31 protein-coding genes and 1 pseudogene are annotated in these 24,293 nt (G+C 62.1%); 21 read left to right on the forward strand and 11 right to left on the reverse strand.

Annotated elements, in window-relative coordinates; translation table 11 throughout:
- Window position 1 precedes the first annotated feature (1 nt).
- Complete coding sequence (gene uraH / locus CCK88_RS09960) at window positions 2–352, reverse strand: hydroxyisourate hydrolase (protein ID WP_086470281.1); 351 nt, start codon at window positions 350–352, stop codon at window positions 2–4.
- A 169-nt stretch (window positions 353–521) separates the two neighbouring features.
- Between uraH and CCK88_RS09965 the strand changes: the two genes are divergently transcribed.
- From CCK88_RS09965 to puuE, 7 genes and pseudogenes are all read left to right on the forward strand, one after another.
- Entirely contained in the window at window positions 522–1,502 is a 981-nt protein-coding gene (locus CCK88_RS09965) for a LysR family transcriptional regulator (protein WP_086470282.1), read from the forward strand.
- A gap of 55 nt (window positions 1,503–1,557) precedes the next feature.
- Window positions 1,558–1,881 (forward strand): ArsR/SmtB family transcription factor, encoded by a 324-nt coding sequence (locus CCK88_RS09970; protein WP_086470903.1) that lies wholly within the window; start codon window positions 1,558–1,560, stop codon window positions 1,879–1,881.
- Window positions 1,878–2,096, forward strand: coding sequence for a hypothetical protein (locus tag CCK88_RS09975; RefSeq protein ID WP_086470283.1), 219 nt, complete (start codon window positions 1,878–1,880; stop codon window positions 2,094–2,096). The genes CCK88_RS09970 and CCK88_RS09975 overlap by 4 nt, the downstream gene beginning before the upstream one ends.
- 3 nt (window positions 2,097–2,099) lie before the next feature.
- Window positions 2,100–2,549, forward strand: a pseudogene (locus CCK88_RS09980) (DUF1801 domain-containing protein).
- Between the two features lie 12 nt (window positions 2,550–2,561).
- Window positions 2,562–2,963, forward strand: a complete 402-nt coding sequence (locus CCK88_RS09985; protein ID WP_086470284.1) for a DUF1801 domain-containing protein — start codon at window positions 2,562–2,564, stop codon at window positions 2,961–2,963.
- A 10-nt stretch (window positions 2,964–2,973) separates the two neighbouring features.
- Window positions 2,974–3,402 (forward strand): SRPBCC family protein, encoded by a 429-nt coding sequence (locus CCK88_RS09990; RefSeq protein ID WP_086470285.1) that lies wholly within the window; start codon window positions 2,974–2,976, stop codon window positions 3,400–3,402.
- 59 nt (window positions 3,403–3,461) lie between these two features.
- Complete coding sequence (puuE, locus tag CCK88_RS09995) at window positions 3,462–4,880, forward strand: allantoinase PuuE (RefSeq protein ID WP_086470286.1); 1,419 nt, start codon at window positions 3,462–3,464, stop codon at window positions 4,878–4,880.
- Between the two features lie 197 nt (window positions 4,881–5,077).
- Here the strand turns inward: puuE and CCK88_RS10000 are convergent, their stop codons facing one another.
- Entirely contained in the window at window positions 5,078–5,536 is a 459-nt protein-coding gene (locus CCK88_RS10000) for an SRPBCC domain-containing protein (protein ID WP_086470287.1), read from the reverse strand.
- A gap of 50 nt (window positions 5,537–5,586) precedes the next feature.
- On the opposite strand from CCK88_RS10000, the gene CCK88_RS10005 reads away from it, so the two are divergent.
- From CCK88_RS10005 to CCK88_RS10045, 9 genes are all read left to right on the forward strand, one after another.
- Window positions 5,587–5,916 (forward strand): ArsR/SmtB family transcription factor, encoded by a 330-nt coding sequence (locus CCK88_RS10005; RefSeq protein WP_086470288.1) that lies wholly within the window; start codon window positions 5,587–5,589, stop codon window positions 5,914–5,916.
- 96 nt (window positions 5,917–6,012) lie between these two features.
- On the forward strand, window positions 6,013–7,131 hold the full coding sequence (locus tag CCK88_RS10010) for a baeRF11 domain-containing protein (protein ID WP_086470289.1): 1,119 nt from the start codon (window positions 6,013–6,015) through the stop codon (window positions 7,129–7,131).
- An 87-nt stretch (window positions 7,132–7,218) separates the two neighbouring features.
- Window positions 7,219–7,905, forward strand: coding sequence for a glutathione S-transferase family protein (locus CCK88_RS10015; protein ID WP_086470290.1), 687 nt, complete (start codon window positions 7,219–7,221; stop codon window positions 7,903–7,905).
- Window positions 7,906–7,916: 11 nt separating this feature from the next.
- Window positions 7,917–8,732, forward strand: coding sequence for a bifunctional allantoicase/(S)-ureidoglycine aminohydrolase (locus CCK88_RS10020; protein WP_086470291.1), 816 nt, complete (start codon window positions 7,917–7,919; stop codon window positions 8,730–8,732).
- A 2-nt stretch (window positions 8,733–8,734) separates the two neighbouring features.
- On the forward strand, window positions 8,735–9,247 hold the full coding sequence (locus tag CCK88_RS10025) for an ureidoglycolate lyase (protein WP_086470292.1): 513 nt from the start codon (window positions 8,735–8,737) through the stop codon (window positions 9,245–9,247).
- A gap of 77 nt (window positions 9,248–9,324) precedes the next feature.
- Window positions 9,325–10,086, forward strand: a complete 762-nt coding sequence (locus CCK88_RS10030; protein ID WP_086470293.1) for an META domain-containing protein — start codon at window positions 9,325–9,327, stop codon at window positions 10,084–10,086.
- Window positions 10,087–10,090: 4 nt separating this feature from the next.
- The gene (locus tag CCK88_RS10035) at window positions 10,091–10,714 is read left to right on the forward strand and encodes a nucleoside deaminase (RefSeq protein ID WP_086470294.1); all 624 of its coding nucleotides are present in this window, start codon (window positions 10,091–10,093) and stop codon (window positions 10,712–10,714) included.
- 300 nt (window positions 10,715–11,014) lie between these two features.
- Window positions 11,015–11,827, forward strand: coding sequence for a trehalose-phosphatase (otsB, locus tag CCK88_RS10040; protein WP_086470295.1), 813 nt, complete (start codon window positions 11,015–11,017; stop codon window positions 11,825–11,827).
- A 58-nt stretch (window positions 11,828–11,885) separates the two neighbouring features.
- Window positions 11,886–13,301: an alpha,alpha-trehalose-phosphate synthase (UDP-forming) gene (locus CCK88_RS10045; RefSeq protein WP_086470296.1), complete on the forward strand. Its 1,416-nt coding sequence runs from the start codon at window positions 11,886–11,888 to the stop codon at window positions 13,299–13,301.
- A gap of 52 nt (window positions 13,302–13,353) precedes the next feature.
- Here the strand turns inward: CCK88_RS10045 and CCK88_RS10050 are convergent, their stop codons facing one another.
- On the reverse strand, window positions 13,354–14,778 hold the full coding sequence (locus tag CCK88_RS10050; RefSeq protein ID WP_244557468.1) for a DEAD/DEAH box helicase: 1,425 nt from the start codon (window positions 14,776–14,778) through the stop codon (window positions 13,354–13,356).
- Between CCK88_RS10050 and CCK88_RS10055 the strand changes: the two genes are divergently transcribed.
- On the forward strand, window positions 14,765–15,112 hold the full coding sequence (locus CCK88_RS10055) for a hypothetical protein (RefSeq protein ID WP_140048953.1): 348 nt from the start codon (window positions 14,765–14,767) through the stop codon (window positions 15,110–15,112). The genes CCK88_RS10050 and CCK88_RS10055 overlap by 14 nt on opposite strands.
- Window positions 15,113–15,121: 9 nt before the next feature.
- On the opposite strand, the gene CCK88_RS10060 is transcribed toward CCK88_RS10055, so the two are convergent.
- Complete coding sequence (locus tag CCK88_RS10060; RefSeq protein WP_086470299.1) at window positions 15,122–15,913, reverse strand: molybdopterin-dependent oxidoreductase; 792 nt, start codon at window positions 15,911–15,913, stop codon at window positions 15,122–15,124.
- On the reverse strand, window positions 15,910–16,758 hold the full coding sequence (locus tag CCK88_RS10065; RefSeq protein WP_086470300.1) for a cytochrome b/b6 domain-containing protein: 849 nt from the start codon (window positions 16,756–16,758) through the stop codon (window positions 15,910–15,912). The genes CCK88_RS10060 and CCK88_RS10065 overlap by 4 nt, the downstream gene beginning before the upstream one ends.
- Window positions 16,759–16,976: 218 nt before the next feature.
- On the opposite strand from CCK88_RS10065, the gene CCK88_RS10070 reads away from it, so the two are divergent.
- Both CCK88_RS10070 and CCK88_RS10075 read left to right on the forward strand, forming a co-directional pair.
- On the forward strand, window positions 16,977–17,498 hold the full coding sequence (locus CCK88_RS10070) for a sigma-70 family RNA polymerase sigma factor (protein ID WP_086470904.1): 522 nt from the start codon (window positions 16,977–16,979) through the stop codon (window positions 17,496–17,498).
- A complete protein-coding gene (locus CCK88_RS10075) occupies window positions 17,495–18,133 on the forward strand; it encodes a DUF1109 domain-containing protein (protein ID WP_086470301.1) in 639 nt (212 codons plus the stop codon). The genes CCK88_RS10070 and CCK88_RS10075 overlap by 4 nt, the downstream gene beginning before the upstream one ends.
- Before the next feature lie 36 nt (window positions 18,134–18,169).
- Here CCK88_RS10075 and CCK88_RS10080 read toward each other — a convergent pair whose 3' ends face one another.
- The 4 genes from CCK88_RS10080 to CCK88_RS10095 form a co-directional block, all read right to left on the reverse strand.
- The gene (locus tag CCK88_RS10080) at window positions 18,170–18,874 is read right to left on the reverse strand and encodes a superoxide dismutase (RefSeq protein ID WP_086470302.1); all 705 of its coding nucleotides are present in this window, start codon (window positions 18,872–18,874) and stop codon (window positions 18,170–18,172) included.
- Between the two features lie 160 nt (window positions 18,875–19,034).
- Window positions 19,035–19,685 carry a ThuA domain-containing protein gene (locus CCK88_RS10085; protein WP_086470303.1) on the reverse strand — a complete coding sequence of 217 codons (651 nt, stop codon included), beginning with the start codon at window positions 19,683–19,685 and terminating at the stop codon, window positions 19,035–19,037.
- 63 nt (window positions 19,686–19,748) lie between these two features.
- Window positions 19,749–20,384, reverse strand: a complete 636-nt coding sequence (locus tag CCK88_RS10090; RefSeq protein WP_086470304.1) for a class I SAM-dependent methyltransferase — start codon at window positions 20,382–20,384, stop codon at window positions 19,749–19,751.
- Complete coding sequence (locus CCK88_RS10095; RefSeq protein ID WP_170926422.1) at window positions 20,381–20,842, reverse strand: GtrA family protein; 462 nt, start codon at window positions 20,840–20,842, stop codon at window positions 20,381–20,383. Before CCK88_RS10095 ends, CCK88_RS10090 begins: the two co-directional genes overlap by 4 nt.
- A 245-nt stretch (window positions 20,843–21,087) precedes the next feature.
- On the opposite strand from CCK88_RS10095, the gene CCK88_RS10100 reads away from it, so the two are divergent.
- A complete protein-coding gene (locus CCK88_RS10100; RefSeq protein ID WP_086470306.1) occupies window positions 21,088–22,695 on the forward strand; it encodes a bifunctional metallophosphatase/5'-nucleotidase in 1,608 nt (535 codons plus the stop codon).
- 49 nt (window positions 22,696–22,744) lie between these two features.
- Here CCK88_RS10100 and CCK88_RS10105 read toward each other — a convergent pair whose 3' ends face one another.
- A complete protein-coding gene (locus CCK88_RS10105) occupies window positions 22,745–23,119 on the reverse strand; it encodes a response regulator transcription factor (RefSeq protein ID WP_086470307.1) in 375 nt (124 codons plus the stop codon).
- 122 nt (window positions 23,120–23,241) lie between these two features.
- Window positions 23,242–23,493: a GlsB/YeaQ/YmgE family stress response membrane protein gene (locus CCK88_RS10110; protein WP_086470308.1), complete on the reverse strand. Its 252-nt coding sequence runs from the start codon at window positions 23,491–23,493 to the stop codon at window positions 23,242–23,244.
- A gap of 184 nt (window positions 23,494–23,677) precedes the next feature.
- On the opposite strand from CCK88_RS10110, the gene CCK88_RS10115 reads away from it, so the two are divergent.
- Window positions 23,678–24,217 (forward strand): hypothetical protein, encoded by a 540-nt coding sequence (locus tag CCK88_RS10115; RefSeq protein ID WP_086470309.1) that lies wholly within the window; start codon window positions 23,678–23,680, stop codon window positions 24,215–24,217.
- The last annotated feature ends 76 nt before the right edge of the window (window positions 24,218–24,293 follow it).

Consider the following 24,293-nt stretch of genomic DNA (forward strand, 5'->3'; position numbering starts at 1 on the left):
CTCAGCTCCCGCGATAGGTGGAGTAGGCGAAGGGGCTGACCAGCAGCGGCACATGATAGTGCCTGTCTTCGGAGATCGTGAATCGGATCGGCACGACGTCCAGAAAAGGCGTCTCGATCTCGACCCCGATCCGTTCGAAGTACTGCCCGACATGGAAGCGGATTTCGTATTCGCCCTGCTGGAATTGATCGCTGAGCAGAGGCTGGTCCACGCGTCCGTCGGCATTGGTATAGCTGTCGACCAGGTGATGGGTGTGGTCGCCATGAACGTAATGCAGTTCCAGCCGCATGCCGCGCGCCGGCGTGCCGTGCATGGTATCAAGGACGTGGGTGGTGAGGGCTCCGCCCGCCATAGTGCTGCTCCTTCTGCGCGCCGCGGCCGAATATGGCTTTGAGGGCCCTGGCAGTGAGCGCGTTCGTCGTTCCCCTCTAGCACCATAGCACGCAGACTTGCTCTTGATACTCTCAAATTGGGAGCATTATGCTGCCGAAGGAGCAACAGATCGAGGCTTGAGGTTCGACATGCGTCATCCACCGGACCGCCCCCGCGAGCATGCCCTCTCCGCGGCACTCCTGTCCCGCGTCTTTCACCAGCCGTCGCTCATCTACTTCAACGCCGTAGCCACCTATCTCTCCATTCGCGAGGCAGCGCGACGGCTTGATGTCGCTTCGTCCGCGGTCACGCGCCAGGTCGCTCAGCTTGAGGACGCCCTCGGCATTGCACTGTTCCTCCGGGAAAAGCGCCGGCTTCGGCTGTCCCCGGCCGGCGAAATCCTGTTCCGCCATTCACGCCGGCTGGCAGCACCTATCGAGGCGGCTGTGTCCGAGATCGAACTGTTGCGAGGTGTTCGCGCCGGATCGGTTCGGATCGCCACCGCCGAAAGCGTAGGCCTTTCCTTCCTGCCCGACCTCATAAGCGATTTCGGCAAGCGCTACCCGCGCCTCACGCTGGACGTCTCCATCATCCCGTCCGCCGAAGTGATCGAGCGGCTGGTCGACGAGCGCATCGATATCGGCTTCGGCTTCATTGCCAAGCCGCCCCGGCAGGTCGACATCGCCTTCCGCCGCGATGTCTCGATCGGCGTCGTCATGAGCCCCGCCCATCCGCTTGCCAGCGTCGATCGGCTGACGGTGGCGCAATGCCTCGACTACCCCCTGGCGGTCGGCAAACCCGAAATTTCCATCCGCGAGGTCATCGAGCCATTCCTGCGTGGCTCGTCCGGCATCACCCCGCCCATGGTCGAGGTCAATTCCATTCGCTTGCTCGTCGAACTGGCGCTCGGCGGCCACTATGCATCCATCATGACGCCGATCGGCGCCCAGCACGAAATCGCTGCCGGCCGCCTGATCTTCCGGCCTCTCGGCGACAGCGGCCTGCCGACCAACCGGTTCGGGATCATGGTGCGTTCCGGCAGCAGCCTGCATCTGGCACCCGCCATTTTCTACGATCACGCCAAGGCCTTTTTCGAAGGTCTTGCCCTGCCGGGTGCGATCCAGCCTTGACATTCATAGCCAACGAGCTATTGATTGGATTCATAGCCAAACGCGAATGAATGACATGAGTGACCTTCAGGACGCCCTGTTCAGATCTCTGGCCGACCCCACGCGACGCGCCATTTTCGAGCACCTCTGCAAAAGCGGTGAACAGACCGTAGGCACGCTGACCAGCAGTGCCGGCGTCGCACAGCCGACCGTTTCCAAGCATCTCGCCGTGCTCAAGCAGGCCGGGCTCGTGAAAGATCGTCCCCAAGGTCGCCAGACCCACTATTCTGCCCGCATCGAGGCGCTCGCGCCGCTAACGGATTGGACCCGGGAGATGACCGGTTTCTGGGAAGGTCGCCTCGACGCCCTCGAAAACCTGCTCACAAGGATGGACCAATGACCCGCTTCGTCCGTAGCTTCCACCGCTGGACCTCGATAGTCTTCACCTTGGCCGTGGTGGCCAACTTCGTGGCCATTGGCACGATGGGCTACGCCAGCGTCCCGCCGCTCGTCACCTACGCACCCCTGCCCCCGCTCTTCCTTCTCCTGGCGTCCGGACTTGTCATGTTCGTGCAGCACTATGCCCGGCGTCGGCGTCCTGCGATGGTGGGGTAAGCCATGGCAAGCAGTGCGCAGTCTCGCCCGGCGTTGCAGCCCGGACCGGATGGCATCGTTCGGCTGTCGGGCGGCAACCCGCAGATCGCAAAGGGGTATGGCGATGCCGTGGTACAGCAATACATCGCCGCAATGCCCGGCTGGTAAAGCGCAGTCGGCAGAAGCCTCGACGCCATCATCGAAAAGACCGTTCCCGGCGTCCTCAAGGCGGTCAAGTGGAACACGCCATTCTATGGCGTCGAGCCGGACCATTACTTCGTCAGCTACCACTGCCTCACCCGCTATGTGAAAGTCGCCTTCCACAAGGGAAGCCAGCTCGATCCGCTGCCGCCCGGCACCTCGAAACAGGCCAAAGTGCGCTATCTCGATATCTACGAAAACGATACGATCGACGAAACGCAGTTCGCCGATTGGGTGAGGCAGGCCAGCATCCTGCCTGGTGAAAAACTCTGAGCGGAGGACAATATGACGTTCAGCAAGAACAGTGCAGCCGACCTCGCGACCGGCGCCACGCCGACGGAACTGATCGACAAGCGCATCGCCGATCTGTCGGATTGGCGCGGCGCAAAGCTGGCCGAAATCCGCAAGCTCATCCGGACGGCGCTCCCCGATGTCGTTGAAGAGTGGAAGTGGGGCAAGCCGGTCTGGTCGCACAATGGCATCCTGTGCACCGGCGAGGTCTACAAGGGCTACGTGAAGACGACCTTCCCAAAGGGAGCTTCGCTCGACGATCCCGACCACCTCTTCAATTCCAGCATGGACGGCAATGTCCGCCGCGCTATCGACTTCTTCGAATCCGAGCCCATCGATGCGGCGGCCTTCCAGGCACTCATCCGCGCCGCCTCTGCCGCCAACGGCAACAGGTAGGAGTTAGGTCATGTCTGCTTCCACGGAACTGCGCTCGGTTGTCGTTGAGCGCGAGATCGCCCAACCTGCATCCAGGATCTGGAAGGCGCTCACACAGTCCCACCTCATTTCCGAATGGCTGATGAACAACGACTTTGACCTCAAGGTCGGTCATAAGTTCAAGCTGCGTGGCGAGTGGGGCGGCATCCTCGACTGCGAAGTGCTGGCGATCGAGCCAGAGCGCAGCCTTTCCTATACATGGAATTTTGCCAATGACGATCCGCTCTACGCGCTCCAGAGCATCGTCACCTACACCCTGACCCCGACTGTCTCCGGAACGCACCTGCGCGTCGAGCAATCGGGCTTTCACCCCAGTCAGAAGCAGGCCTATGGCGGCGCCCATGCCGGCTGGAAAAGCTTCCTCGACAAGCTCGAAACGGTGGCCGCGGCACAGGACTAGCGGTCGCCACCGGCTTGCGCATACCATTGGTCTCCTGACTGAATCGATGAGACCTGCTCATGAACCGCTACCCCCGCGATATGCATGGCTACGGCCAGACCCCGCCCCATGCCAACTGGCCCGGCGGCGCTCATGTCGCGGTGCAGTTCGTGCTCAACTACGAAGAAGGCGGCGAGAACAACGTCCTCCATGGCGACGCAGCTTCCGAGGCTTTTCTGGTCGACGTCCTCGGGGCCCAGCCCTGGCCAAACCAGCGCCACGCCAATGTCGAGAGCATGTACGAGTATGGCGCCCGTGCCGGCTTCTGGCGGCTACATCGCCTTTTCACCGAAGCCAACCTGCCGGTCACCATCTACGGCGTGGCCACGGCGCTGATGCGCGCCCCCGCCCAGCTTGCCGCGATGCAGGAGGCCGGCTGGGAGATTGCCTCGCACGGCTACAAATGGGTGCAGCACAAGGACATGTCGCCCGCCGACGAGCGCGCCCAGATCGCCGAGGCCATCCGCCTCCACACCATCGCTACGGGCGAGCGTCCGCAAGGCTGGTACACCGGCCGCTCCAGCCTCAATACGGTTGATCTCGTGGCCGAGGCGGGCGGCTTCGCCTATATTTCGGACACGTACGACGACGACCTGCCATATTGGAAAGTCATTGCCGGCAAGCCGCAGCTGATCATTCCCTACACGTTGAGCGCCAACGACATGCGCTTCGTAACAGCGCCCGGCTTCGACAATGGCGACGAGTATTTCACGTTCCTGAAGGACAGTTTTGACTGCCTTTATGCCGAAGGCCAGGCAGGCTCGCCCAAAATGATGTCGATCGGCCTTCATTGCCGGCTGGTGGGTCAGCCCGGCCGCTATCAGGGTCTCAAGAAGTTCGTCGACTACATCGGCACGTTCGACAAGGTCTGGGTGCCGACGCGTCTCGCCATAGCCCGCCACTGGGCTGAGCATCATCCCTATGTTGCGCCCGATGTCATCCCCAGCCAGCTGGAAAAGGCGGAATTCGTTTCGCGCTATGGCTCCATCTTCGAGCATTCACACTGGATCGCCGAGCGTGCATGGGAAGCGGAGATGGGTCCTGCCAACGATACCGCAATCGGCCTGCATTTCGCGCTGCGGACCCAGTTTCGCATGGCAACGCCGGAGGAGCGTCTCGCCGTCTTGCGCGCCCACCCCGATCTCGCCGGCAAGCTTGCAGCGGCCAAGCGGCTGACGGCGGAATCCACGGCCGAGCAGTCCTCCGCCGGCCTTGACGCCCTGACCGACGCTGAGCGTGCCCACTTCACGGCGCTCAACACCAGTTATGTCGAAAAATTCGGCTTCCCGTTCATCATCGCGGTGCGTGACCACACCAAGGCGTCGATCCTGGAAAATTTCGAACGGCGTGTCGCCAGTTCGGCAGCCGAGGAGTTCGCCGCCGCCTGCGCGCAGGTCGAGCGCATCGCCTATCTGCGTCTGAAGGCGGTCCTGCCCTAGCCGTCGTGACGGGGCGCTTCGTCCACCGTCTCGTCCCTGTCGAAACCGAACATCATGGCCAGCACTGCCAGCCAGGGCAGATTATGCTGCACCCAATGATGCGGAGGACCACCGATACTCAACAACACATTACGCATGGTCTTGAGAGGCTATCGCCAAGTGTTGAAGATTGCGTAACCTTACCGCCGCGCTAACGTCTACTTGTAGAACCCCTCGCGAAAGCGGATGCCGTGCTCCTTCCATATGCGCATGGCGCAGAGCATGCCGGTCCAGCCTTCGCAATTGCCGAAGGCACCCTTGCGGCCGGCATCGGTTTCGCGAAATCCGCCTTCATGGATGGTCACGAGCGTCCGCCCATCCTCCAGCCCCTCGAACAGCATCGTCACCGTCGTCTGGTAGAGACCTGCAGGGTCGTCATCGGGCGCGGCGTCCCAGCGCAGCACGATCTTCCTGTCCGGCACGACCTCTACCACATGCACCGGAAAGGCGCCGGGGAAGTCGTGAAAGTCCCAAGTCACGGTCGCTCCGGTCTGAAGCCTGCCCTGCGCACCGCCTGTCGTAAAGTAAGCAGATAACTCCCCTGGATCAGCCACGGCCTCGAAAACCTCGTGCACTGGCTTTGCAATTCGTCCTTTCACCGTGAATTCATACGCCATGACCGCAGTCCTCCGTTGACCTGTGAGGCATTATGTTATAATTTCATAACATGTCAAATGACGATCTTGATGACCTGATTTTCAAGGCGCTTGGCCATCGCGTACGGCGACGCATCCTCGACCAGCTGAAAGCGCAAACGCTCACAACCGGCATGCTCTGCGCGCGATTTCCGGAGCTCGATCGCTGCACCGTCATGCAACATCTTGGCGTGCTCGAAGAAGCAGGCCTTGTCGTTGCCGAAAGACGTGGGCGGGAACGCTGGAACCATCTCGACGCGCTCCCGGTTCACGCCATCCACGAACGCTGGATCGGACCTTACGCGGCCTATGCGGCAAGCATGCTCGGCCGACTGAAGACGATGTCAGAGCTGACGGAATGACAAAAAGTTCAGACCAGATCGCCAGGTGAAGTCGAAACCCTGACGTCTGCGACACGTTCGATTCCCGTACCCCAAGCAGGAAAGGACCTGTCCAGCATGCTCTATCTCGATGTTCCGACCCAGAAGGATCTCACCACCCTTCGCGCCGTCCGCGACGAGGCCTGTGTCTCGATCTACCTCGAAACAACGCCGCTCACTCAGGATATCGAAAAGAGCCGCATAAGCTTGGGCAACCTCGGCAAGGAAGCCATAGCGCAATTGACCGAAGCAGGTCTCGACAAGCGGCGCCTGGAGGCGTTGCGCGAAGAATTGGACGACCTCGCCGACGACAACGAATTCTGGCGCTTCCAGGCGCATACTCTCGCAATATTCGCTACCCCCGATGCCATTCGCACGTTCCGCCTCGCCAACAGGCTGAGCGAGATGGTCGAGGTTTCAGACCGCTTCCATCTCAAACCGCTATTGCGGGCAGTGACGTTCCGCAACGCCGCAAACATTCTCGCAGTTTCGGAAAATGCCGTACGCCTGATCAAGATCGCCGCCGATTTGCCGCCGGTCGAGGTCAGCGTGCCCGGCCTGCCGGATGGCGCCGCCGACTCCGTCAATCAGGCGACGATCAATGATCGTTCGCCCAGCCGTCGCATCCACGGCTCCGAAGGCGAAAAGGTCCAACTCGCCAAGTACATCCGCCGCGTCGACGCGGCCCTGCGTCCCGTACTCGCCAATGATGACCTTCCCGTCGTCCTCGCGGCAACCGAGCCGGTCGCATCAATGGTCCGATCGATAAGCGGCATCGAATTCGAGACGGACACTATCGCTGGCAGTCCGGACCGATTGACGGAAGCCGAACTGGCTACTGCGGCACGCCCTGTTCTCGACGGGCGCTATGCCCGACGCGTCAGCGATTTTGCCGAGCTGTTCGAAAGCCGGGCCGGGCAGAACCGCGCGGTTTCCGACCTGTCCGACGCGGCCCGCGCTGCCACCTTCGGCGCGATCGATACTTTGCTGGTCGACATGGACAATATGGTCAGCGGCTATGTGGACGAGGAGACCGGTGCGGTGGAATTCTCCGATACCAACGATGCCTTCGACTACGGGATTGTAGACGAGATCGCCGGCCGCGCCCTTGCGTCGGGCGCCAAGGTGATGGCTGTGCGCCGTCAGGATCTGCCGCGCGATGCCGATCTGGCCGCCATCCTGCGCTACCCGGTCTGACCCAGACAAGCCGCCACCATCTCGGTGGCGGCTCTTGCCGCCTTGCCTGTTGCCGCGCTACTTCCTTGAGCGGGAAGGGTGTCCACAATGCTCAGGCTGATCATCGGCAACAAGAATTACTCGTCGTGGTCGCTGCGGCCCTGGCTGGCGCTTCGCATGCTCGACGTCCCGTTCGAAGAGCATTTGCAACCCTTCGTCGCCCACGGCAGCCATGACGCGTTCCGGGCATTTTCGCCGACCGGACGCGTGCCGCTCCTGGTGGACGGAGACATCACGGTTTGGGATTCCCTGGCCATCGTTGATTACGTCGCCGAAATCCATCCGGCGATGTGGCCCACCGACCGGACCGCTCGGGCCTATGCGCGCGCCGTTACCGCCGAGATGCACGCAGGCTTTAGCCACTTGCGCAATGTCTGCACCATGAATTGCGGACTGCGCGTCGCATTGCATGCGCGCACGCCCGGGCTTGAGCGCGATCTCGCCCGCATTGCCGAAATCTGGACCACCGGCATCCAGCGCTTTGGCGGACCGTTCATTGCCGGTGAGGACTTTACCGCAGCCGATGCCTTCTATGCGCCGGTGGCATTTCGACTGCAGACCTACAGCATCAGTCTTGGAACTGTCGCCGATGCCTACGCCCGTCGTCTGCTCGATTTGCCACCGATGCGCGAGTGGTATGAAGCCGCGATCGCCGAAACATGGCGCGAGCCCGACCACGAGGCCGAAGTTCTGGCTGCCGGCACGATCATCGAAGACCTGAGACGCACAACCTGACGGATCGCTCCATGACCAGCTACGCCTCCCCTTCCGCCGGCCTTCCCCCGCAAATGCAGCTCCATACCGGACGGGCCGTGTTCACCGAGGCCTACGCCGTTATTCCGCATGGCGTCATGCGCGATATCGTCACCTCCTACCTGCCCCATTGGCGCAATAGCATCGTTTGGACCATCGCTCGTCCGTTGAGCGGCTTTGCCGAGACATTTTCGCAATACATCGTCGAAGTCGCGCCCGGGGGTGGCAGCGAGCGGCCGGAGATGAACCCGGAGGCGGAAGGCGTTCTCTTCGTCGTTGCAGGGCAGGTCCACCTTACAGTGGATGGGCAGGCGCACGAACTCAGCGAAGGCGGTTACGCCTTCTTGCCGCCAGCTGCCAGGTGGACGCTGAACAATAGCAGCGCCGCTCCTGCGCGTTTCCATTGGGTCCGCAAGCGCTACGAGCGCGTCGACGGCATCGATGTTCCGCCGGCATTCGTGACCAACGAGCAGGATATCGCCATCCGCTGGATGCCCGGGACCCGCGACACCTGGGGCACGACGCGCTTCGTCGAGCCGAGCGATCTGCGCCACGACATGCACGTCAACATCGTCACGCTCGAACCCGGCGCGGTCATTCCCTTCGAGGAAACCCATGTGATGGAGCACGGCCTCTACGTCCTCGAGGGCAAGGCCGTCTATCGGCTCAACCGTGACTGGGTCGAAGTCGAGGCGGGCGACTTCATGTGGTTGCGCGCCTTTTGCCCCCAGGCTTGCTACGCCGGTCCGGAACGCTTCCGCTACCTGCTCTACAAGGATGTCAACCGCCACGCCAAGTTGCCGTTCTGACGATGACCGAGACAAGGACCATCGTCATCGAGCCATTGACGGCCGCAGCCTTCGCCCCGTTCGGACAAGTCATCGAGCGGAGCGGTGCGCACCATTATCCCATCAATGCAGGGATGACGGAGCGTTACCATGATCTCGCCCGGATCGAACTCGGCGGCGTCCACCCGCGCCCGCTCATCTCCATTTTCGAGGGCAAGCCATACAGTCTCCCGCTCTCATTGCGGCTCGTGGAGCGTCACCCGCTTGGCAGCCAGGCATTCTACCCTTTGTCGGACGCCCCCTGGCTGGTCATCGTTGCCGAAGACGATGCCGGTTTGCCTGTTCGGCTCCGCGCCTTCCACCCATCTGCCGGTCAGGGCATCAATATCGCCATGAATACCTGGCATGGCGTCCTCACGCCGATCGATCGTGCGAGCACCTACCTGGTGGTCGACCGCGGCGGCGATGGAAACAATCTGGAAGAACATCACTTCGACCGGCCCTGGACCATTTCCGCGTCTACGGCAGGTCCGTAACCCTAAATCCCGTCTTTCCTCGCAACCATTCAGGGCCTGAAGTAGTCTCCCATCAAAGGGATGGAGGCTCGTTGCACATGTCCAGACTTCTCGGTGCCCTCCTGGCGCTCATGGTCATGCTGACCACTCCGGTGTGGGCCGATGACGTCACCCTGACCGGAACGGTGACCTATCGGGAGCGCATCGCCCTGCCTTCGGACGCGCAGCTTCGCGTCACGCTCGTTACTCTCGATCGTGCCCAGCCTGTTGTGGGGGCTGCAGCGCGCCTGGCGCCCAAAGCCAGTGTACCGGTCGGTTTCACGCTGAATGTGCGCAGCGGCGTCGCGCATACCGGCATCGCCTATGGTCTTCTAGCTGAAATCAGCAGCGAAGGCCGGGTCATGTTCCGCGCCATGCAGCCTGTCCCCGTCGACCTGCAGACCGCCACACCAGTGGAAATCGTCGTCAGTTTCTCCCCCGATCCGCCGCATGATCCGCCCCCCACCCTGCCGCTTCCGCCCGCCGAACTGGTGGACCAGGTCTGGACGGTTACCAGCATCGGCGGCAGGCCTGTCACCGGGTCGACGCCGCTCACCTTCTCGGTCGCGGCCGATTACCGCGCCAGCGGCTCAGCCGGTTGTAACAACTACTTTGCTGAAGCCAGCATCGAGGACAACGCAATGTCCTTCGGGCCCGCCGCTGCCACGCGAAAGGCCTGCGAACCGGCCTTGATGGAGCAGGAGCGCGCTTACCTCGCCGCCTTGGCCGCCATCGCCTCACTCGAACATGACGGCGACAGCTTGCGGCTCAAGGATGCTGCTGGCATTCCTTTGATCGGTCTGGTTCGCGCGACGGAGTAGTTCGGTGGAAACTGCCGCTTTGATTTCACGCCTTCTCGATATCATCGAGAAGGATATCGCTCCCGTCACAGCAGGCGGTGTCGACCGCGGCAACAAGCTCTTCGGTGCGGCGATCCTGCGCAAATCCGATCTGTCAGTGGTGGTCGCGGAAACCAATAACGAGATCGAAAACCCCCTCTGGCATGGCGAGATGCATGCCATAAAGCGCTTCTTCGAACTCCCTGCGGACGAGCGACCTGCAACCGCGGATTGCCTGTTCCTCGCCACCCATGAGCCCTGTTCGCTCTGCCTCTCGGGGATCACCTGGTCGGGCTTCGACAATTTCTACTATCTCTTCAGCCACCAGGACAGCCGCGACAGCTTTGCCATCCCATACGATATCCAGATCCTCAAGGCCGTGTACGCCGTACCCGAGCCGGAAACGGGCACGGTCTCTCCTGGTCGTGATCTCTACAACCGTCGCAATGATTTCTGGAACAGCCACAGCCTGCAGGACATGATTGCCGGGCTTGACCGCGGCAACCGGGAAACGCTGCTGGCACGGATCGACGACCTCAACGCGCTCTATGCCGATTTGTCTGCCCGCTACCAGCGGGACAAGGGCAGCAAGGGCATTCCCCTCGCTTAGTGCTCCAAGGTCGCCTCACTCTGCGGCACTTCCGCAAAAGATGCGGCGAAAGTCAGGAAGCTGAGCGACATGGCGAACAGCGCCGTCAAAATTACCTTGGACATCGGTCAAACCCTCATCTGACGCTCGACCCAACTGGGCCTGTGCCTTTGTCTAGCGGGCGCCGGTTGAACCGCCAGCCAATGGGCCATTCAGCCTGCGTTCACCAGCATGGCTCAGGCGCATGGCCGCCATTCGTCCCCGAACCTTTTGGGTTAGCCCGGCGTTCAACCTTCACCTGACGCTTTCAAGAGGGATGCCATGTCCGAGCCCGCAACCAATCCCGGCGCCATCGCGCCGCGTCTTGCCATCTTCACGGATTTCGACGGCACACTGGTCGAAATCGCCGATACCCCTGATGCCGTTGAAGTATCCACGGAACTGACCGACCAGCTGGATCAGGCATCCCGAGATTTCGATCACGCGTTTGCCGTCATCACCGGACGTGAAATCGCCGACATCGACCGCTTCCTCTCACCTCTGCACTTGCCCGTGGCCGGTGCCCACGGCGCCCAGCGGCGGCGCGCCGACGGCACGCTGCTCGAACTCGATGACGAAATCAGCGCCGCCGCCGAAGCCATCGCCGAGGCTGTTCAGCCGTTCCTGATGACGCATCCCGAGCTCATCCTCGAGGCCAAGGATGGTGCCGTCGCCCTCCACTATCGACAGGCCCAACAGCTCGAAAACGAATGTGTTCTCGTGATGCAGGAAGCGATCGCTGACCATCCGGGCTTCACTCTAGTGCACGGGAAAATGGTGATCGAGGCACGACCGTCCGGCTACGACAAGGGCAGCGCCCTTCGCGCCTTCATGCAGGAAGAACCGTTCCGCGGCCGCACGCCGATTTTCATCGGCGACGACACCACTGACGAGGATGCCTTCCGCGTGGCCCAGGAATTGGGCGGCATCGGCATCAAGCTCGGGCCTGGCGAAACCGTTGCCCGCATGCGCATCGCCGACGTGGCTTCCGTTCACGCCCTGCTCCGCGGCCTCGCGGAAATCACCACGCGTCCGCAGGCAGCCGAAGAGCTTGAGCAGGAAGATCCCATCCTCGCCGAAACCACCGCGCACTGAACCGCCCGGCCGGACGCGTCCGGCCGCTCAGCCTGACCTTGAAGGAGACGCTACCGCCATGAGCCGCATCGTTGTCGTATCGAACCGCACACCGGGCAAAGGCCCCGCCGCCGGCGGCCTCGCTGTGGCCCTGCGCAAGGTACTGAGCGAACGGGAGGGCTTCTGGTTCGGATGGTCCGGCAAGCTGACCGATGATCCCTCGCGCGAGGCGCGGTTCGAGGATATCGACGGGCTTAGAGTGGCGCAGGTTGACCTCACTCGCGACGATCATCACGCCTATTATGCAGGCTTCTCCAACTCCATCCTCTGGCCCAGCTTCCACCTGCGCCTTGATCTCGCGACCATCGAGAGCCACTGGTACGAGGGCTATCGCCGGGTCAATCAGCAGTTCGCCCGCGCCCTTCTGCCGATGCTCAAGCCGGACGATATCATCTGGGTGCATGACTATCACCTGATCCCCTTGGCCTCCGAACTCCGGCAGCTGGGCGCTCGTAACCGCATCGGTTTCTACCTCCACATTCCCTTCCCCACGGCCGATGCACTTTACGCCATCCCGCACCACGAGGAACTCATGCGCGACCTCTCGCGCTACGATCTCGTCGGCATGCAGGCTCGGCGCGACGTCGCCGCCTTCACCGAATTCGCCGAGCATCAGGCGCCATCCACCTTCGGCGGTCACGAAGTGCGCAACATCGACTTCAGCCGTTCCGAAGTGGACGCCTTCCCCATCGGCTCCGATCCGGACGCATTTGCCAGGCTCGCCGTGAGCCCTGCCGCGACCAAGATGGTGCACCGCATGAAGCGGGCGCTGGGCGATCAACGCCTGATCCTGGGCGTCGATCGGCTCGATTATTCCAAGGGTCTGCCGCAGCGCATCGAGGCCTACGAAAAGCTTCTCGCCAATAACGCGCGCCTCCGCCGTTCCGTGCACATGCTGCAGGTGGCGCCGCCCTCGCGCGACAGCATCAAGGAATACCAGGAAACGAGCGACACGCTCGATGCCATGTGCGGCCGGGTCATGGGACATTTCGCCGAGCCGGATTGGCAGCCCCTCACCTATGTCAAGCGCGCCTACGGCCAGCCCAGTCTTGCAGGCCTCTACCGGCTGGCTCGCGTCGGCCTGGTCACCCCTTTACGCGATGGCATGAACCTTGTCGCCCATGAGTTTGTTGGTTCGCAGAACCCGGAAGATCCCGGCGTGCTGGTCCTGTCTCGCTTTGCGGGCGCCGCCGAAATCTTCCCGGAGGCCCTGCTGGTCAACCCGTTCGATACCGACGAAACCTCCGAGGCCCTGCGCATGGCTCTCGACATGCCGGTCGAGGAGCGGCGCGAACGCTGGGGCGCCCTGATGGATGCCGCGCAACGCCACAATGTCGATGATTGGGCGGTGAGCTTCCTCGATCGCCTCGCTCCGGGCTCACTGCGGCCGGGTAGCGGCACGCGCGATATTCTCTATCTCGCGTCGGTCGCCTGACCTGTCGCTCTAAACAAAAAGGGCGGCCTTGGAGCCGCCCTTTCGGTTTCGATCAGTTTGCCGAGGCACGACGCGCCCGGCCGGCTTCGCGCTGGCTCTTGTTCCAGCGCGGCTTTCCGGACTTTGCACCACCCGGCTTGTTTGCGGCGGGACGGGCCGATTGGGGAGCCACTTCACCGTCGCGGCGCGCAGGCTTGCCATCGGCTGCCTTGGTCCGCTCCCCCCCGGGACGTGGCGTGTTGAACTTGCGCGGATTGGGCTTTGGATTGCGTGCCGAGCGGACGCCTGCCGGCGCGCCGGGAGCGTTGCGCGGCTGGCGCGGTGCTGGAGCTTCCTCAACCAGGTTGACGTCACCGCTCACCGGCAACGTGCGGCGGATAAGACGCTCGACATCGCGCAGCTTGCTCTTCTCCGTGCCGTCGCAGAGCGTGATGGCGATGCCCGATGCCCCGTTGCGGCCGGTGCGGCCGATGCGGTGCACATAGTTCTCTGGATCGTCGGGAAGCTCATAATTCACCACATGGGTGATGTCCTTGACGTCGATGCCACGCGCGGCGATATCGGTCGCCACGAGAATGCGCACCGAACCATTGGCAAAGCCCTTGAGCGCAGCCTGACGCGCATTCTGGCTCTTGTTGCCGTGGATCGCTGCGGCCTCGTGCCCGTCGATGGCCAGGTTTTTGGCAACGCGGTCGGCGCCGTGTTTGGTGCGCGAGAAGATGATGACGCGCTCCATGCCTTCCTTCTCGTCGGCCAGGAGCTCGTTGAGAACGCCCCGCTTGGCCTTCGATCCGGACATGATCACGCGCTGATCGATCTTGACCACCGTCGAGCCCTGCGGCGCTGCTTCCACCTTGATCGGATCTTTCAGCAGTGTCTTGGCCAGGTCTTCCACTTCTGCGGCCATGGTCGCCGAAAACAGCATGGTCTGGCGCTTGAGGCCGATCGCCTTGGCGATGGCACGGACCGGAGCGATAAAACCCATGTCGAGCATGCGGTCGGCTTCATCGAGCACCAGCCAGCGCGTTTCGTTGAGGCGAATCTTGTTGTCGTCCAGCAGGTCCTTGAGGCGGCCCGGGGTCGCCACGACCACGTCCACGCCCTTGGCAATCTTCTGCACCTGGTGGTAGCGCGACACGCCACCGAGCACGAGCACGGTGTCGAGCTTCATCTTCGAGCCGGCGAACTTGCGCAGGTTCTCTTCGATCTGCACGGCCAGTTCACGCGTCGGCGCGAGAACCAGGGCACGCGTCGTCATCGGGCGCGGACGCCCGGTCAGGGTCAGCAGGCCAGCCAGGATCGGAAGGCCGAAGGCGGCCGTCTTTCCCGACCCGGTCTGGGCAATACCCAGCATATCCCGGCCTTCGATCAGCTTTGGGATTGCCTGGGTCTGGATTTTAGTGGGCTCGGTGAAGCCGCCGGCAGTCAGGCTGTCGGTGATAACGGTCGGCAGGCCGAGCGAAATGAAATCGGACAAAATGTTGTCTTTCCTCTTGCGCGAAATCGCGCATGCGCCGGCCCGAAGGCGGGTGGCGCTGTCAAAAAATGCAATCGGGCGAAACGGGATGTATCGCGCGGGTGCTGGCTCAAACCCGGACCGATTGCCGGTCGGCGATCTAGGTATCCGGGGTGACTTCGCCGCTCACCGCATGAGTAAGAAGGGAAGTCCATCGACGGCCATTCTGCCGCGACGTGCCGCTCATATGGGGGAAATCCACGAAAAGTGCAAGCGCGGCCGGCGCATGGGTGGGGTGCTGCCAGACGCGGACATGGATCCCGGCTTGCGCCGGGACGACACCGCGCTATGGTGATCAGAAGCCTCAAATGCCGCCGTACCAGTCGTAGCCGTTGTCCTCCCAGTAGCCGCCCTTGCCCCGGCCGAAGGGGGTGAGGTCGTCGACCAGTTCGATCGTGTGCAGGTACTTTGGCTGCTTGTAGCCCAGCGCCCGCTCGATCCTCAGGCGGATCGGAGCGCCATTGCTGACCGGCAGAACCTGATCATTGAGGCCGTAGCTCAGGATCGACTGCGGGTGGTACGCATCCACCAGGTCGGAGCTGGTATAATAGAGCACGTCGCCCGATAGCGTCCGCTGGATATTGTCGTAGCAGTGGTAGACGGCGAAACGCGCGCCGGGCTTCACGCCAGCCTGATCCAGCACCGGTCCCAGGGGCGTACCGGTCCATTTGGCGATGCAGCTCCACCCCTCGACGCAGTCATGCCGGGTGATCTGCGTCCGGGCCGGCATGTTGCGCAGCTCCGCCAGCGAAAAGCTGACTTCCTTGTCCACCATGCCCTTGATGGTCAGGCGGTAGGGCTCGAATTCGGCCTGGCGCAGGAACATGTATTCGGCCGTCGTCGGCTCGGTCGAGCCATTGGGCTTCATCCCCTGCCGGATTTCGCTCTCTGCATATTCGCGTGCAAGGACTTCGTCGCCGATCAGCGCCCGCTGCGCCCGATAGGTCAGCACATTGGCGCTCTCGATGGCCTCGCGGATCGGATTGCCGCGCTGCCCGAGGAAGTCGAACTGATTGCAGCCGCTCAGTGCGAGGGACGACCCCACCGCTGCGGAGCCGAGGAGAAACTTGCGGCGATTGACGATGAGCCGGCTCATGGCTTGTCCCCTTCCTGGGTCGGCGTACCCGGGCTCGTGCGGTACCAGCCTGTCAGCATCGAGCGCAATTCGTTGAACGGCCCGGCCAGCAGCACCATCGCGATATGCACGATGAAGAACAGCACCAGCAGAGCCATGACGATGAAATGAATGGTTCGAGCCGTCTGCCGGCCGCCGAAGACATCCAGCAGCCAGGGCCATGCCGCATCCATGCCCGGACTCATGGTGAGGCCTGTCAGGATGATCAGCGGAAAGAGAATGAAGAACACGGTGAAGTAACTGAGCTTCTGCAGCGGCGAATAGCGGCGGCCATGGTGCAGGCGGAACCGCGCGTGATCGAGCGCGTCGCGCGGCAGGCCGGAGAGGTCTGCGCCCTGAGGAATGATGTCCCGCTTCATATGGCCGTTGATCAGGCTCGCCAGGAACCACACGAACAGGGCCGCAACGAAGATCCAGCCGAAAAAGAAATGCACCACGCGTCCCGTGGCAAGGTCGCGATAGGACGGGATCGTGACCGCACCGGGAAAGCCGGTATATTGCGGCTGCTCTGCCGAACCACTCATCCCCAGCACGCCGGTCGTGTCGAACGTATTGCCGAATACCGTCGTCTGCCCGCGCGGTCCGTTTGGAGTGTTGATCGCACCGATTTCGAGAATGGCATTGTCGAACTCGAAACCCGACTGCTGACCGATGTAGAGCGCGGGATGGGCATTGAAGATCTGTAGTCCCGACAGCAGCAGGAAGAAGAGGCAGATGGCCCAGGTCCAATGCGTCAGACGGGTCCAGATGGACTGGCGATACACCAGCGGGCCGCGCTGCGGCGGCAGGCTCTGTTGGTCTGTCATGGTCTCCCCTCCCGGCCGAATGCTGGGCCCACTTGCAGTAACGCTAACGCAACCCGGTGCTGCTCGCCATCACGTCGATGTTATTGCAGCACGTAACTTTCATTCGTTCTCCCGGTGCCGATCGTTACCGCCGCTCGCTTTTTTGTCTGCGGCGTGTAACGTCGAACCACAGGGCCGCGAATGGAGTTGAAATAAAGGTGGATGGGATCGAACAGCGACTGCGAGAGCTGATGCTCGCTGCGTTTGACGGCGATACATCTGCCTATCGGGCGCTGCTTGCCGAACTGGCGCGCTACTTGGGCCCCTGGTTTGCGCGACGCCTGGGGCCCGCTCACGCATCGCATGCGGAGGATCTCGTGCAGGAAACCCTGCTTGCCGTCCATACGCGGCGCATGACCTATGATCGAAGCCGCCCCTTCACGGCTTGGTTGCATGCAATCGCGCACCACAAATATGTAGATCATGTGAGGCGCACGGCCATCCGTCCCACGGTTCACCTAGAGGACGATGCCCCCGTCTTTGCCGCCGACGACAGCGCCAACGCCGCTGACCGCCGAGACGTCGACGCAGTACTCGCCACCGTATCGGACCGTACCGCCGATCTTATTCGTCAGACCAGGATTGAAGGCGCCAGCGTTGCCGAGGCCGCTGCGCGCCACGGCATCAGCGAAACAGCTGCAAAAGTATCAATTCACCGCGGGATCAAGTCGTTGATGGGACGGTTCGGGGGCGACAAATGACCGACGCCCTGATCGAAAAATTGGCAAGCGATCTCACACCCGTCCCCGCACGGGCCATGGAGCGACGGCTCCTGATGGCCCTTTTGACTGGATTGGCGCTGAGCGTGGTCCTGGTCGTCGTGCTGGTCGGCATGGTCATGGGTCGACCCTTTGGCGGCGCATTTGGTGGATCCATGTTCTGGATCAAGCTCGCCTACACACTGGCGTTCGGCCTCATCGGCGTTGCCACAGCACCTGCCCTTTCGCGTCCTGACGGCAGGATCATGTGGCCTCTGGTGGGCGCCGCGATCCTGGTGCTCGCGGCGCTGGGCGCGGGTGGCATGCTTTGGATGCGTGCCGATTTTCCCATGCCTATGCTGATGGGGGCCACGGCACTGGTATGCCCCTGGCTGATACTCGTCGTCAGCCTGCCCTTGCTTGGCGTGCTGATCGTTGCCATGCGCCGCTTTGCTCCACGCTCGCCAGCCATGGCCGGATTTGCAGCAGGGTTGCTATCCGGCGGTTTCGGCGCAGCCGTTTATGCACTCTACTGCGCCGAGACCGGCATGCTCTTCATGGCACTTTGGTACTCGCTCGGCATTGCGCTCACCGCCGGGCTCGGGGCCCTGCTGGGTCAGCGTTTGTTGCGCTGGTAGGAAAGACTCCCGGAGGAACCGGGAGCCTTTCTTGACTCACTGCTCGGCCAGCGCCTCTGCATAGCGGATCGAGACCTCGTCCCAGTTCACAACGTCCCACCACTTGCTGAGATATTCGGCACGACGGTTGTTGTACGTAAGATAGTAGGCATGTTCCCAGACATCGTTGCCGATAACGGGAGTGCCCTTCACCTCGGCGACATCCATCAGCGGATTGTCCTGGTTCGGCGTGGTCGTGATTTCGAGTTCGTTGGCATCGTTGACGATCAACCAGACCCAGCCTGAGCCGAACCGCGCAGCGCCAGCATCCTGAAACGCGGTCTTGAAATCGTCCATGGAGCCGTAGGAGGCCTCGATTGCTGCGGACAGTTCCGCGCTCGGTTCTCCGGACTCGGCCGGCGGCCCGATGATTTCCCAGAAGAACGTGTGGTTCCAGTGCCCGCCGGCATTGTTCCGGATGGACGTCGCATAGTCGGCCGTGTTGGCCAGGATGTCCTCGAGCGCCACGTCGGTCAGGTTGTCGTCACCTTCCGCAGCAGCCTTGTTGAGGTTGTCGACGAACGACTGATGATGCTTGCTGTGATGCAGCTCCATCGTTTGCGCGTCGATCACGGGCTCGAGTGCATCATAGCCGTAGTCGAGGTCGGGCAGAGTGAATGGACCGTCGGTCTGGGCGACGGCAGGCAGCGAGAAGGCGGCAATGGTCATGGCCGCGATCGCGGGTATGAGGGCTTTCATCATCAGGGCTCCTTGAATGGGCATGGGGGCAGAACCCCACCCACCCGGAGCGGTTGCGATCACGCCGATGACGTTTTTGTTGGTCGTGTGCCGGCATCCCGGCAAGGCACCATCTCGCCGGGGGCGAGATGGGTAATATCGTGGGACCGGGGCTGATCCAGGTCTACTCGTCGCGCGCCGCCCAGTTCATGCCGCGGCGCATGATGGTGGCCATGTTCGTGTTCTCGAATTCCTTGGCGGCATGGCCGAGCGTCATGTGGAACACCTTGCCCTCTCCATGGCGACGCTTCCACACGACGGGCATCACCACGCCATCGATCCACGCCGCATGTTCGCCGGTAAAGGTCGTCGTCGCCAGCACCTCGTTCGAGGGGTCGACATGCATGTAATACTGCTCGGACTTGTACGGGAAAGACGTCGGGAGGCCCGCCATGATCGGATCGTCAGGCTTCGTGATGTCGACCGAGTAGTCGATGATGTTGCCCGGATGGGCCACCCACTGGCCGCCCACCATGAACTGGTAGTCCACCGCCTCGCGGAATGCATCGCTCATGCCGCCGTGATGGCCGGCAAGACCCACGCCGTTCTCGACCGCCTTGGTCAGGTTCTCCGCCTCTTCCTTGGTGATCTTGCTCATCGTGAAGATCGGGATGATCAGCGACAGGTCGGCAATCGAGGGATCGGCGAAGGCGCTGGTCTCGGTGGCGGTCCGCACCGAAAAGCCATCCTCATGCAGCCACCGGCGATAAATGGTGGCGCATTCTTCCGGGTCGTGACCTTCCCAGCCGCCGTAAACGATCAAAGCACTGCGCATATGCGATACCCCGCAAATCAAACGGCGCGGAGAATACCCGAGTGAGCCGGTATGGGAAGCCCGTCAGACGCGATTGGCGTGCACGAGCCTGCTCACGAAATGCAGCCGACGCTCGAACACCCAGCTGAGCGGCGCTGGATAAAGCCCGATTTGCTCTTGCCGGTCGGCCTCTGAAACGCTGGCCTCCGCGAAGGCATGCCGCCATTGCGGCTCGTCGAGATAATTGTAGGGCAGCCGGACATCATGTCCCCGGTTGCCCACCCAATCCATGAGCCGCAGCACCGGACCCGCAAGCCATCCTTCCCGAAGGTGGTCCTTGACGATCACACCCCGCTCCGCCACCCGCGCCGCCTCGGCCAGCACGCGCGCGGGATCGTCGGTATGATGCAGCACATCGACGATCGTCACATAGTCGAAGGCACCATCCACGAACGGCAGTGTCGCCCCGTCATATGCCGTCACCGGAATATGCGTGACCGGACGGACCAGCACATCGATGCCTTCGATGCTGAGCTCCGGACGCCGCTGCATCAGCGCCACGGCCACCTGCCCGTCCCCGCAGCCCAGGTCGAGGACCCGTGCCGGGCCTTCTGGAATCGCCGCCGCCAGCGCATCGGCCAGGGCTTCGACCCGGCGCTCGAAAATCAGGCGTCCATGCACGGCATTGAGCAATTGCTTGCCCGGATGAATACCCGTCATGCCGCCACTGTCTCGAACCGGCGCGACGCCGCAAATGCCCAGCCCTTGAGCACTACGTAGTTGACGCCCGAGGTTAGCACGATCACGAGGACCGCCGCGGGCAGGCTGGGCAGCGCCAGCGTGCCGTGAAACACCAGACCAAACGCCGCGGCCAGAAGCAGCGCCATCATCTGCACGCCGACGTAGCGGGGCAGCGCCTGCCAGTGGTTCGCATCCGATGCAAAGGTGAAACGTCGGTGCAGCAGGTAGACCGGAACGATGAAAGCCGCATAGCAGGCTGCGCTCACCAGCCATTCCTCGACCGTCGGCAGCAGCGGCACGAGCACGCTCGACAACGCGACGAAGCCAAGAGCGGCCCCGCCGCCGATAAGCAGAAACGACAGAATTCCGCCGGCGCGTGGTGCGTCTCCAAAGGTTTGGACTGGCTCCCGCATCAGGCTCTGGAGGGCGGCACTCATGATCGAAAAAATCCGGCTCTGGTTGGATCTGCCTGATACTAGCGTTGATCCGTTGCGGTCGCGTTTACGTCGCCGCACCATTCTCGATCGCGGTAAACGCCGGGGAAATTTGACCAGAAGGTCCACTTTCCACTGTCACAATTCCCTGCTTAACTGCCCGCTGACGCTTTCGGTTGGTGCACGCCTCCGTGCGCCGGCGAAATGGAGAGACCGTCGAACACAATAAGCAAAAGGGAAAAACAGGGATGAAGAGACTGCTTCTGGGCGCCACGGCGCTCGCGCTCTGCGCCGGATATTCGACAGCCGCTCAGGCTGAGTACACGCTGAATATTCTGCACATCAACGACTTCCACTCTCGCTTCGGCCCGATCACCGGCACGGATTCCAACTGCGATGCCGAAACCGATGCTGCCGGCGAATGCTTTGGCGGTGTTGCCCGCCTCAAGACCGCCATCGATGGCAAGCGCTCCGAGCTCGATGGGCAGAATGTCGTCCTCGTGGATGCCGGCGACCAGTTCCAGGGCTCTCTCTTCTACACCCAGTACCGCAGCGAGATCATTGCCGAGTTCGCCAATGATCTGGGCATCGAGGTCATGGCGGTCGGCAATCACGAGTTCGACGATGGCCCCGAGGAGCTGGCCAAGCTCATCGACGCCACCGATTTCCCGATCATCTCGGGCAATACCAATGTCGAGAACGAACCCCTGCTCGCTGGCAAGGTGGAGGGCACCCATGTGCTCGAAATCGGCGGCGAGAAGATCGGCTTCGTTTCCGCTCTGGCCGAAGACACCGACGAAACCTCCTCGCCCGGCGAAAATGTCGAGTTCGACGACACCATCACCAGCCTGCGCACACAGGTGGATGCGCTGACTGCCGCCGGCGTCACCAAGATCATCGCCCTCACGCATGTGGGCTACACGCATGACCTCGAGATCGCAGCCAACGTGCCGGGCATCGACGTCGTCGTCGGTGGCCACTCGCACACGCTTCTTTCCAATACCGAGGAAGGTGCCGCCGGCCCCTACCCGACCCTGGTGAAGAACCCTGACGGCGTCGAAGTGCCGGTCGTCACTGCCTATTCCTACGGCAAGTATCTTGGCGACATCGTCGTCACCTGGGACGACGAGGGCAAGGTCATCTCCGCCGAGGGCGCGCCTATCCTCCTCGATGCCTCCGTCGAGCCCGACGCCGGCTACGTTGCCCGCCTGGCCGAGCTCGAAGAGCCGATCCAGGAGCTGATGGCCGAAGTCATTGGCACGGCGACCGAAGCCATCGACGGCAGTCGTGAAGTCTGTCGCGTCGAGGAATGCACCATGGGCAATCTCGTGGCCGACGCCATGCTCGACCGCGTTGCCGATCAGGGTGCCACTATCGCCATCCAGAACGGCGGCGGTCTGCGTGCCTCCATCGATGCTGGTGAGATCACCATGGGTGAAGTGCTGACCGTCCTGCCCTTCTCCAATACTCTGGCCACCGTGGAAATTTCCGGTGCCGACGTCATCGATGCGTTGGAAAATGGTGTTTCCGATATCGAGAACGGCGCAGGCCGCTTCCCGCAGGTTTCGGGCCTCAAGTACAGCTACACCCTCACCAATCCGGTCGGCGAACGCATCAGCGATGTACAGGTGCTGGTCGGCGGCGATGCCTGGGCTCCCATCGACGAAGAAGCCACCTACAAGGTCGTCACCAATAACTACATGCGTGGTGGCGGCGACGGCTACGGCACCTTTGCCGAAGGCGACAATCCCTATGACTTCGGCCCGCCTCTTGAGCAGGTCCTGGCCGACTACATCGCCAAGCAGGGTGGCGAATACACCCCCTACACCGATGGGCGCATAACCATCCTTCAGTGATCCAGTTTGAAGACAGAAATGCGAAGGGCGCCGAAAGGCGCCCTTTTTCTTAGTGGAAGTTCCCGATGGCCTGTATCAGGCCGTGTGCTTCCCAAGGCTTTGGCACGAAGGCCGTGTTTTCAGGCAGCTCGCCCGCCATCGGCTTTCGTCCCGCAGAAACGACGACAATCCTGATATGCGGCCACATTGTGCGAACGTGGTTTGCCAGCACCATACCATTGCGCGAGCCCGGCATGTTCACGTCCGTGATCAGCCCCGTGAAATCGGCCCCGGCCTTGTCGAGAATGCTGAGCGCTTCGGCCACGTTGCTCGCTTCCCAGGCGACAAATCCATGCTCTTGGATCAGGTCGACGATGTCCATGCGGATCAACGGTTCGTCGTCGACGACGAGGAAGCACTTTCGAGGGGAAACATTCGTACTCATTGAAAATCCCGCCACCATTATACTGTGCGGTAATCCTCACGCTGATCGGACGGTTCCAACCTCTGTCATCACTTTGTAAGCGTCACAAAGTGAACGCTGCGCAAAGCCACGGGAATGGCCTTTTAGCGCCGCCGCGCCAACTGCCCCCAGATCAGCAGGATGATCACGGCACCGACGATCGAGGCGATGAAACCCGCTCCGTCGCCCGCCTCATACCAGCCGATCTGCTGCCCCAGCCAGGTGGCCAGGACCGAACCGACGACGCCCAGCAGGGTGGTCAGAATGAACCCCCGCGGCTTGTTGTCCCCGGGCGTGACCCATTTGGCGATAAGGCCGGCAAAAAATCCGATGATGATGGCCCAGAGAATATTCATGTGCTGACGCTCCAAGTTGTGATCAGCCAATAAGTTCTGATCCCGTCGACCGGTTGCAGCACGTGCTGAAAATCGAATTCATTCCACTTGTGAACGAATCTCCTGCAACCGTCGGGCGCAGGGCACGTTGTGTCGCCGCGGGTGGGCAAGCAACCTACTGGAGCTAAGAACAATGATTAAGTTCATGACTGCACTTTCCATCGCGACCCTCGTCAGCGCCGGCTCGCTGGCAATTGCTCAGGATGCCGGGGTCAACGCGGGCGCAGGCGCTGGCGTCAACGCCGAAACCCCTGCCGGAGATGTCTCGGTCGGGACCGACGCCAATGCGGGTGCCGCCACCACCACTGACACGACCAAAGCCGGCGCCAACGCGAATGCAAATGCAAACGCCAATGCTGGCGGCATGTCCGACAACACCTACGGCTCGGTCATGTCCTCGATTTCAGGCTCGGCCAGCGTCGACCTCTCCGGCGTGACCGATGAGGCCAACGTCACCATCGTGCTGCTCTCGTCGCTGCAGGGCAACGCCGCTAACGAAGCTTCTGCGCTCGACGAAGCTCTGTCGGCCGACGCCGAGGGTCAGACGACGCTGCACGCCAATATTGATGCGAACGCTACCATCAAGGCCAAGCTTGAGAGCGAAGGCTACGCATCGTCCGACGTCGTCGCCGTCAAGTCCAATGCCGATGGCTCGGTTATCGTCTACGTCGACGACCGCGCCTGATCGCAAGGTCCACGCATTGAAAGAGGCCCCGGTTCACCGGGGCCTTCTTTTTGTCTCCCGATCGTCATGATCTCCT

This window comes from Devosia lucknowensis (genome assembly GCF_900177655.1).
Classification (GTDB): Bacteria; Pseudomonadota; Alphaproteobacteria; order Rhizobiales; family Devosiaceae; genus Devosia; species Devosia lucknowensis.

Bases quoted from the DNA above. Each gene is read 5' to 3' on its own strand.
- uraH (WP_086470281.1), bottom strand. From the start codon at position 352: ATGGCGGGCGGAGCCCTCACCACCCACGTCCTTGATACCATGCACGGC.
- CCK88_RS09965 (WP_086470282.1), top strand. From the start codon at position 522: ATGCGTCATCCACCGGACCGCCCCCGCGAGCATGCCCTCTCCGCGGCA.
- CCK88_RS09970 (WP_086470903.1), top strand. From the start codon at position 1,558: ATGAGTGACCTTCAGGACGCCCTGTTCAGATCTCTGGCCGACCCCACG.
- CCK88_RS09975 (WP_086470283.1), top strand. From the start codon at position 1,878: ATGACCCGCTTCGTCCGTAGCTTCCACCGCTGGACCTCGATAGTCTTC.
- CCK88_RS09985 (WP_086470284.1), top strand. From the start codon at position 2,562: ATGACGTTCAGCAAGAACAGTGCAGCCGACCTCGCGACCGGCGCCACG.
- CCK88_RS09990 (WP_086470285.1), top strand. From the start codon at position 2,974: ATGTCTGCTTCCACGGAACTGCGCTCGGTTGTCGTTGAGCGCGAGATC.
- puuE (WP_086470286.1), top strand. From the start codon at position 3,462: ATGAACCGCTACCCCCGCGATATGCATGGCTACGGCCAGACCCCGCCC.
- CCK88_RS10000 (WP_086470287.1), bottom strand. From the start codon at position 5,536: ATGGCGTATGAATTCACGGTGAAAGGACGAATTGCAAAGCCAGTGCAC.
- CCK88_RS10005 (WP_086470288.1), top strand. From the start codon at position 5,587: ATGTCAAATGACGATCTTGATGACCTGATTTTCAAGGCGCTTGGCCAT.
- CCK88_RS10010 (WP_086470289.1), top strand. From the start codon at position 6,013: ATGCTCTATCTCGATGTTCCGACCCAGAAGGATCTCACCACCCTTCGC.
- CCK88_RS10015 (WP_086470290.1), top strand. From the start codon at position 7,219: ATGCTCAGGCTGATCATCGGCAACAAGAATTACTCGTCGTGGTCGCTG.
- CCK88_RS10020 (WP_086470291.1), top strand. From the start codon at position 7,917: ATGACCAGCTACGCCTCCCCTTCCGCCGGCCTTCCCCCGCAAATGCAG.
- CCK88_RS10025 (WP_086470292.1), top strand. From the start codon at position 8,735: ATGACCGAGACAAGGACCATCGTCATCGAGCCATTGACGGCCGCAGCC.
- CCK88_RS10030 (WP_086470293.1), top strand. From the start codon at position 9,325: ATGTCCAGACTTCTCGGTGCCCTCCTGGCGCTCATGGTCATGCTGACC.
- otsB (WP_086470295.1), top strand. From the start codon at position 11,015: ATGTCCGAGCCCGCAACCAATCCCGGCGCCATCGCGCCGCGTCTTGCC.
- CCK88_RS10045 (WP_086470296.1), top strand. From the start codon at position 11,886: ATGAGCCGCATCGTTGTCGTATCGAACCGCACACCGGGCAAAGGCCCC.
- CCK88_RS10055 (WP_140048953.1), top strand. From the start codon at position 14,765: ATGAAATCGGACAAAATGTTGTCTTTCCTCTTGCGCGAAATCGCGCAT.
- CCK88_RS10060 (WP_086470299.1), bottom strand. From the start codon at position 15,913: ATGAGCCGGCTCATCGTCAATCGCCGCAAGTTTCTCCTCGGCTCCGCA.
- CCK88_RS10065 (WP_086470300.1), bottom strand. From the start codon at position 16,758: ATGACAGACCAACAGAGCCTGCCGCCGCAGCGCGGCCCGCTGGTGTAT.
- CCK88_RS10075 (WP_086470301.1), top strand. From the start codon at position 17,495: ATGACCGACGCCCTGATCGAAAAATTGGCAAGCGATCTCACACCCGTC.
- CCK88_RS10080 (WP_086470302.1), bottom strand. From the start codon at position 18,874: ATGATGAAAGCCCTCATACCCGCGATCGCGGCCATGACCATTGCCGCC.
- CCK88_RS10085 (WP_086470303.1), bottom strand. From the start codon at position 19,685: ATGCGCAGTGCTTTGATCGTTTACGGCGGCTGGGAAGGTCACGACCCG.
- CCK88_RS10090 (WP_086470304.1), bottom strand. From the start codon at position 20,384: ATGACGGGTATTCATCCGGGCAAGCAATTGCTCAATGCCGTGCATGGA.
- CCK88_RS10095 (WP_170926422.1), bottom strand. From the start codon at position 20,842: ATGAGTGCCGCCCTCCAGAGCCTGATGCGGGAGCCAGTCCAAACCTTT.
- CCK88_RS10100 (WP_086470306.1), top strand. From the start codon at position 21,088: ATGAAGAGACTGCTTCTGGGCGCCACGGCGCTCGCGCTCTGCGCCGGA.
- CCK88_RS10105 (WP_086470307.1), bottom strand. From the start codon at position 23,119: ATGAGTACGAATGTTTCCCCTCGAAAGTGCTTCCTCGTCGTCGACGAC.
- CCK88_RS10110 (WP_086470308.1), bottom strand. From the start codon at position 23,493: ATGAATATTCTCTGGGCCATCATCATCGGATTTTTTGCCGGCCTTATC.
- CCK88_RS10115 (WP_086470309.1), top strand. From the start codon at position 23,678: ATGACTGCACTTTCCATCGCGACCCTCGTCAGCGCCGGCTCGCTGGCA.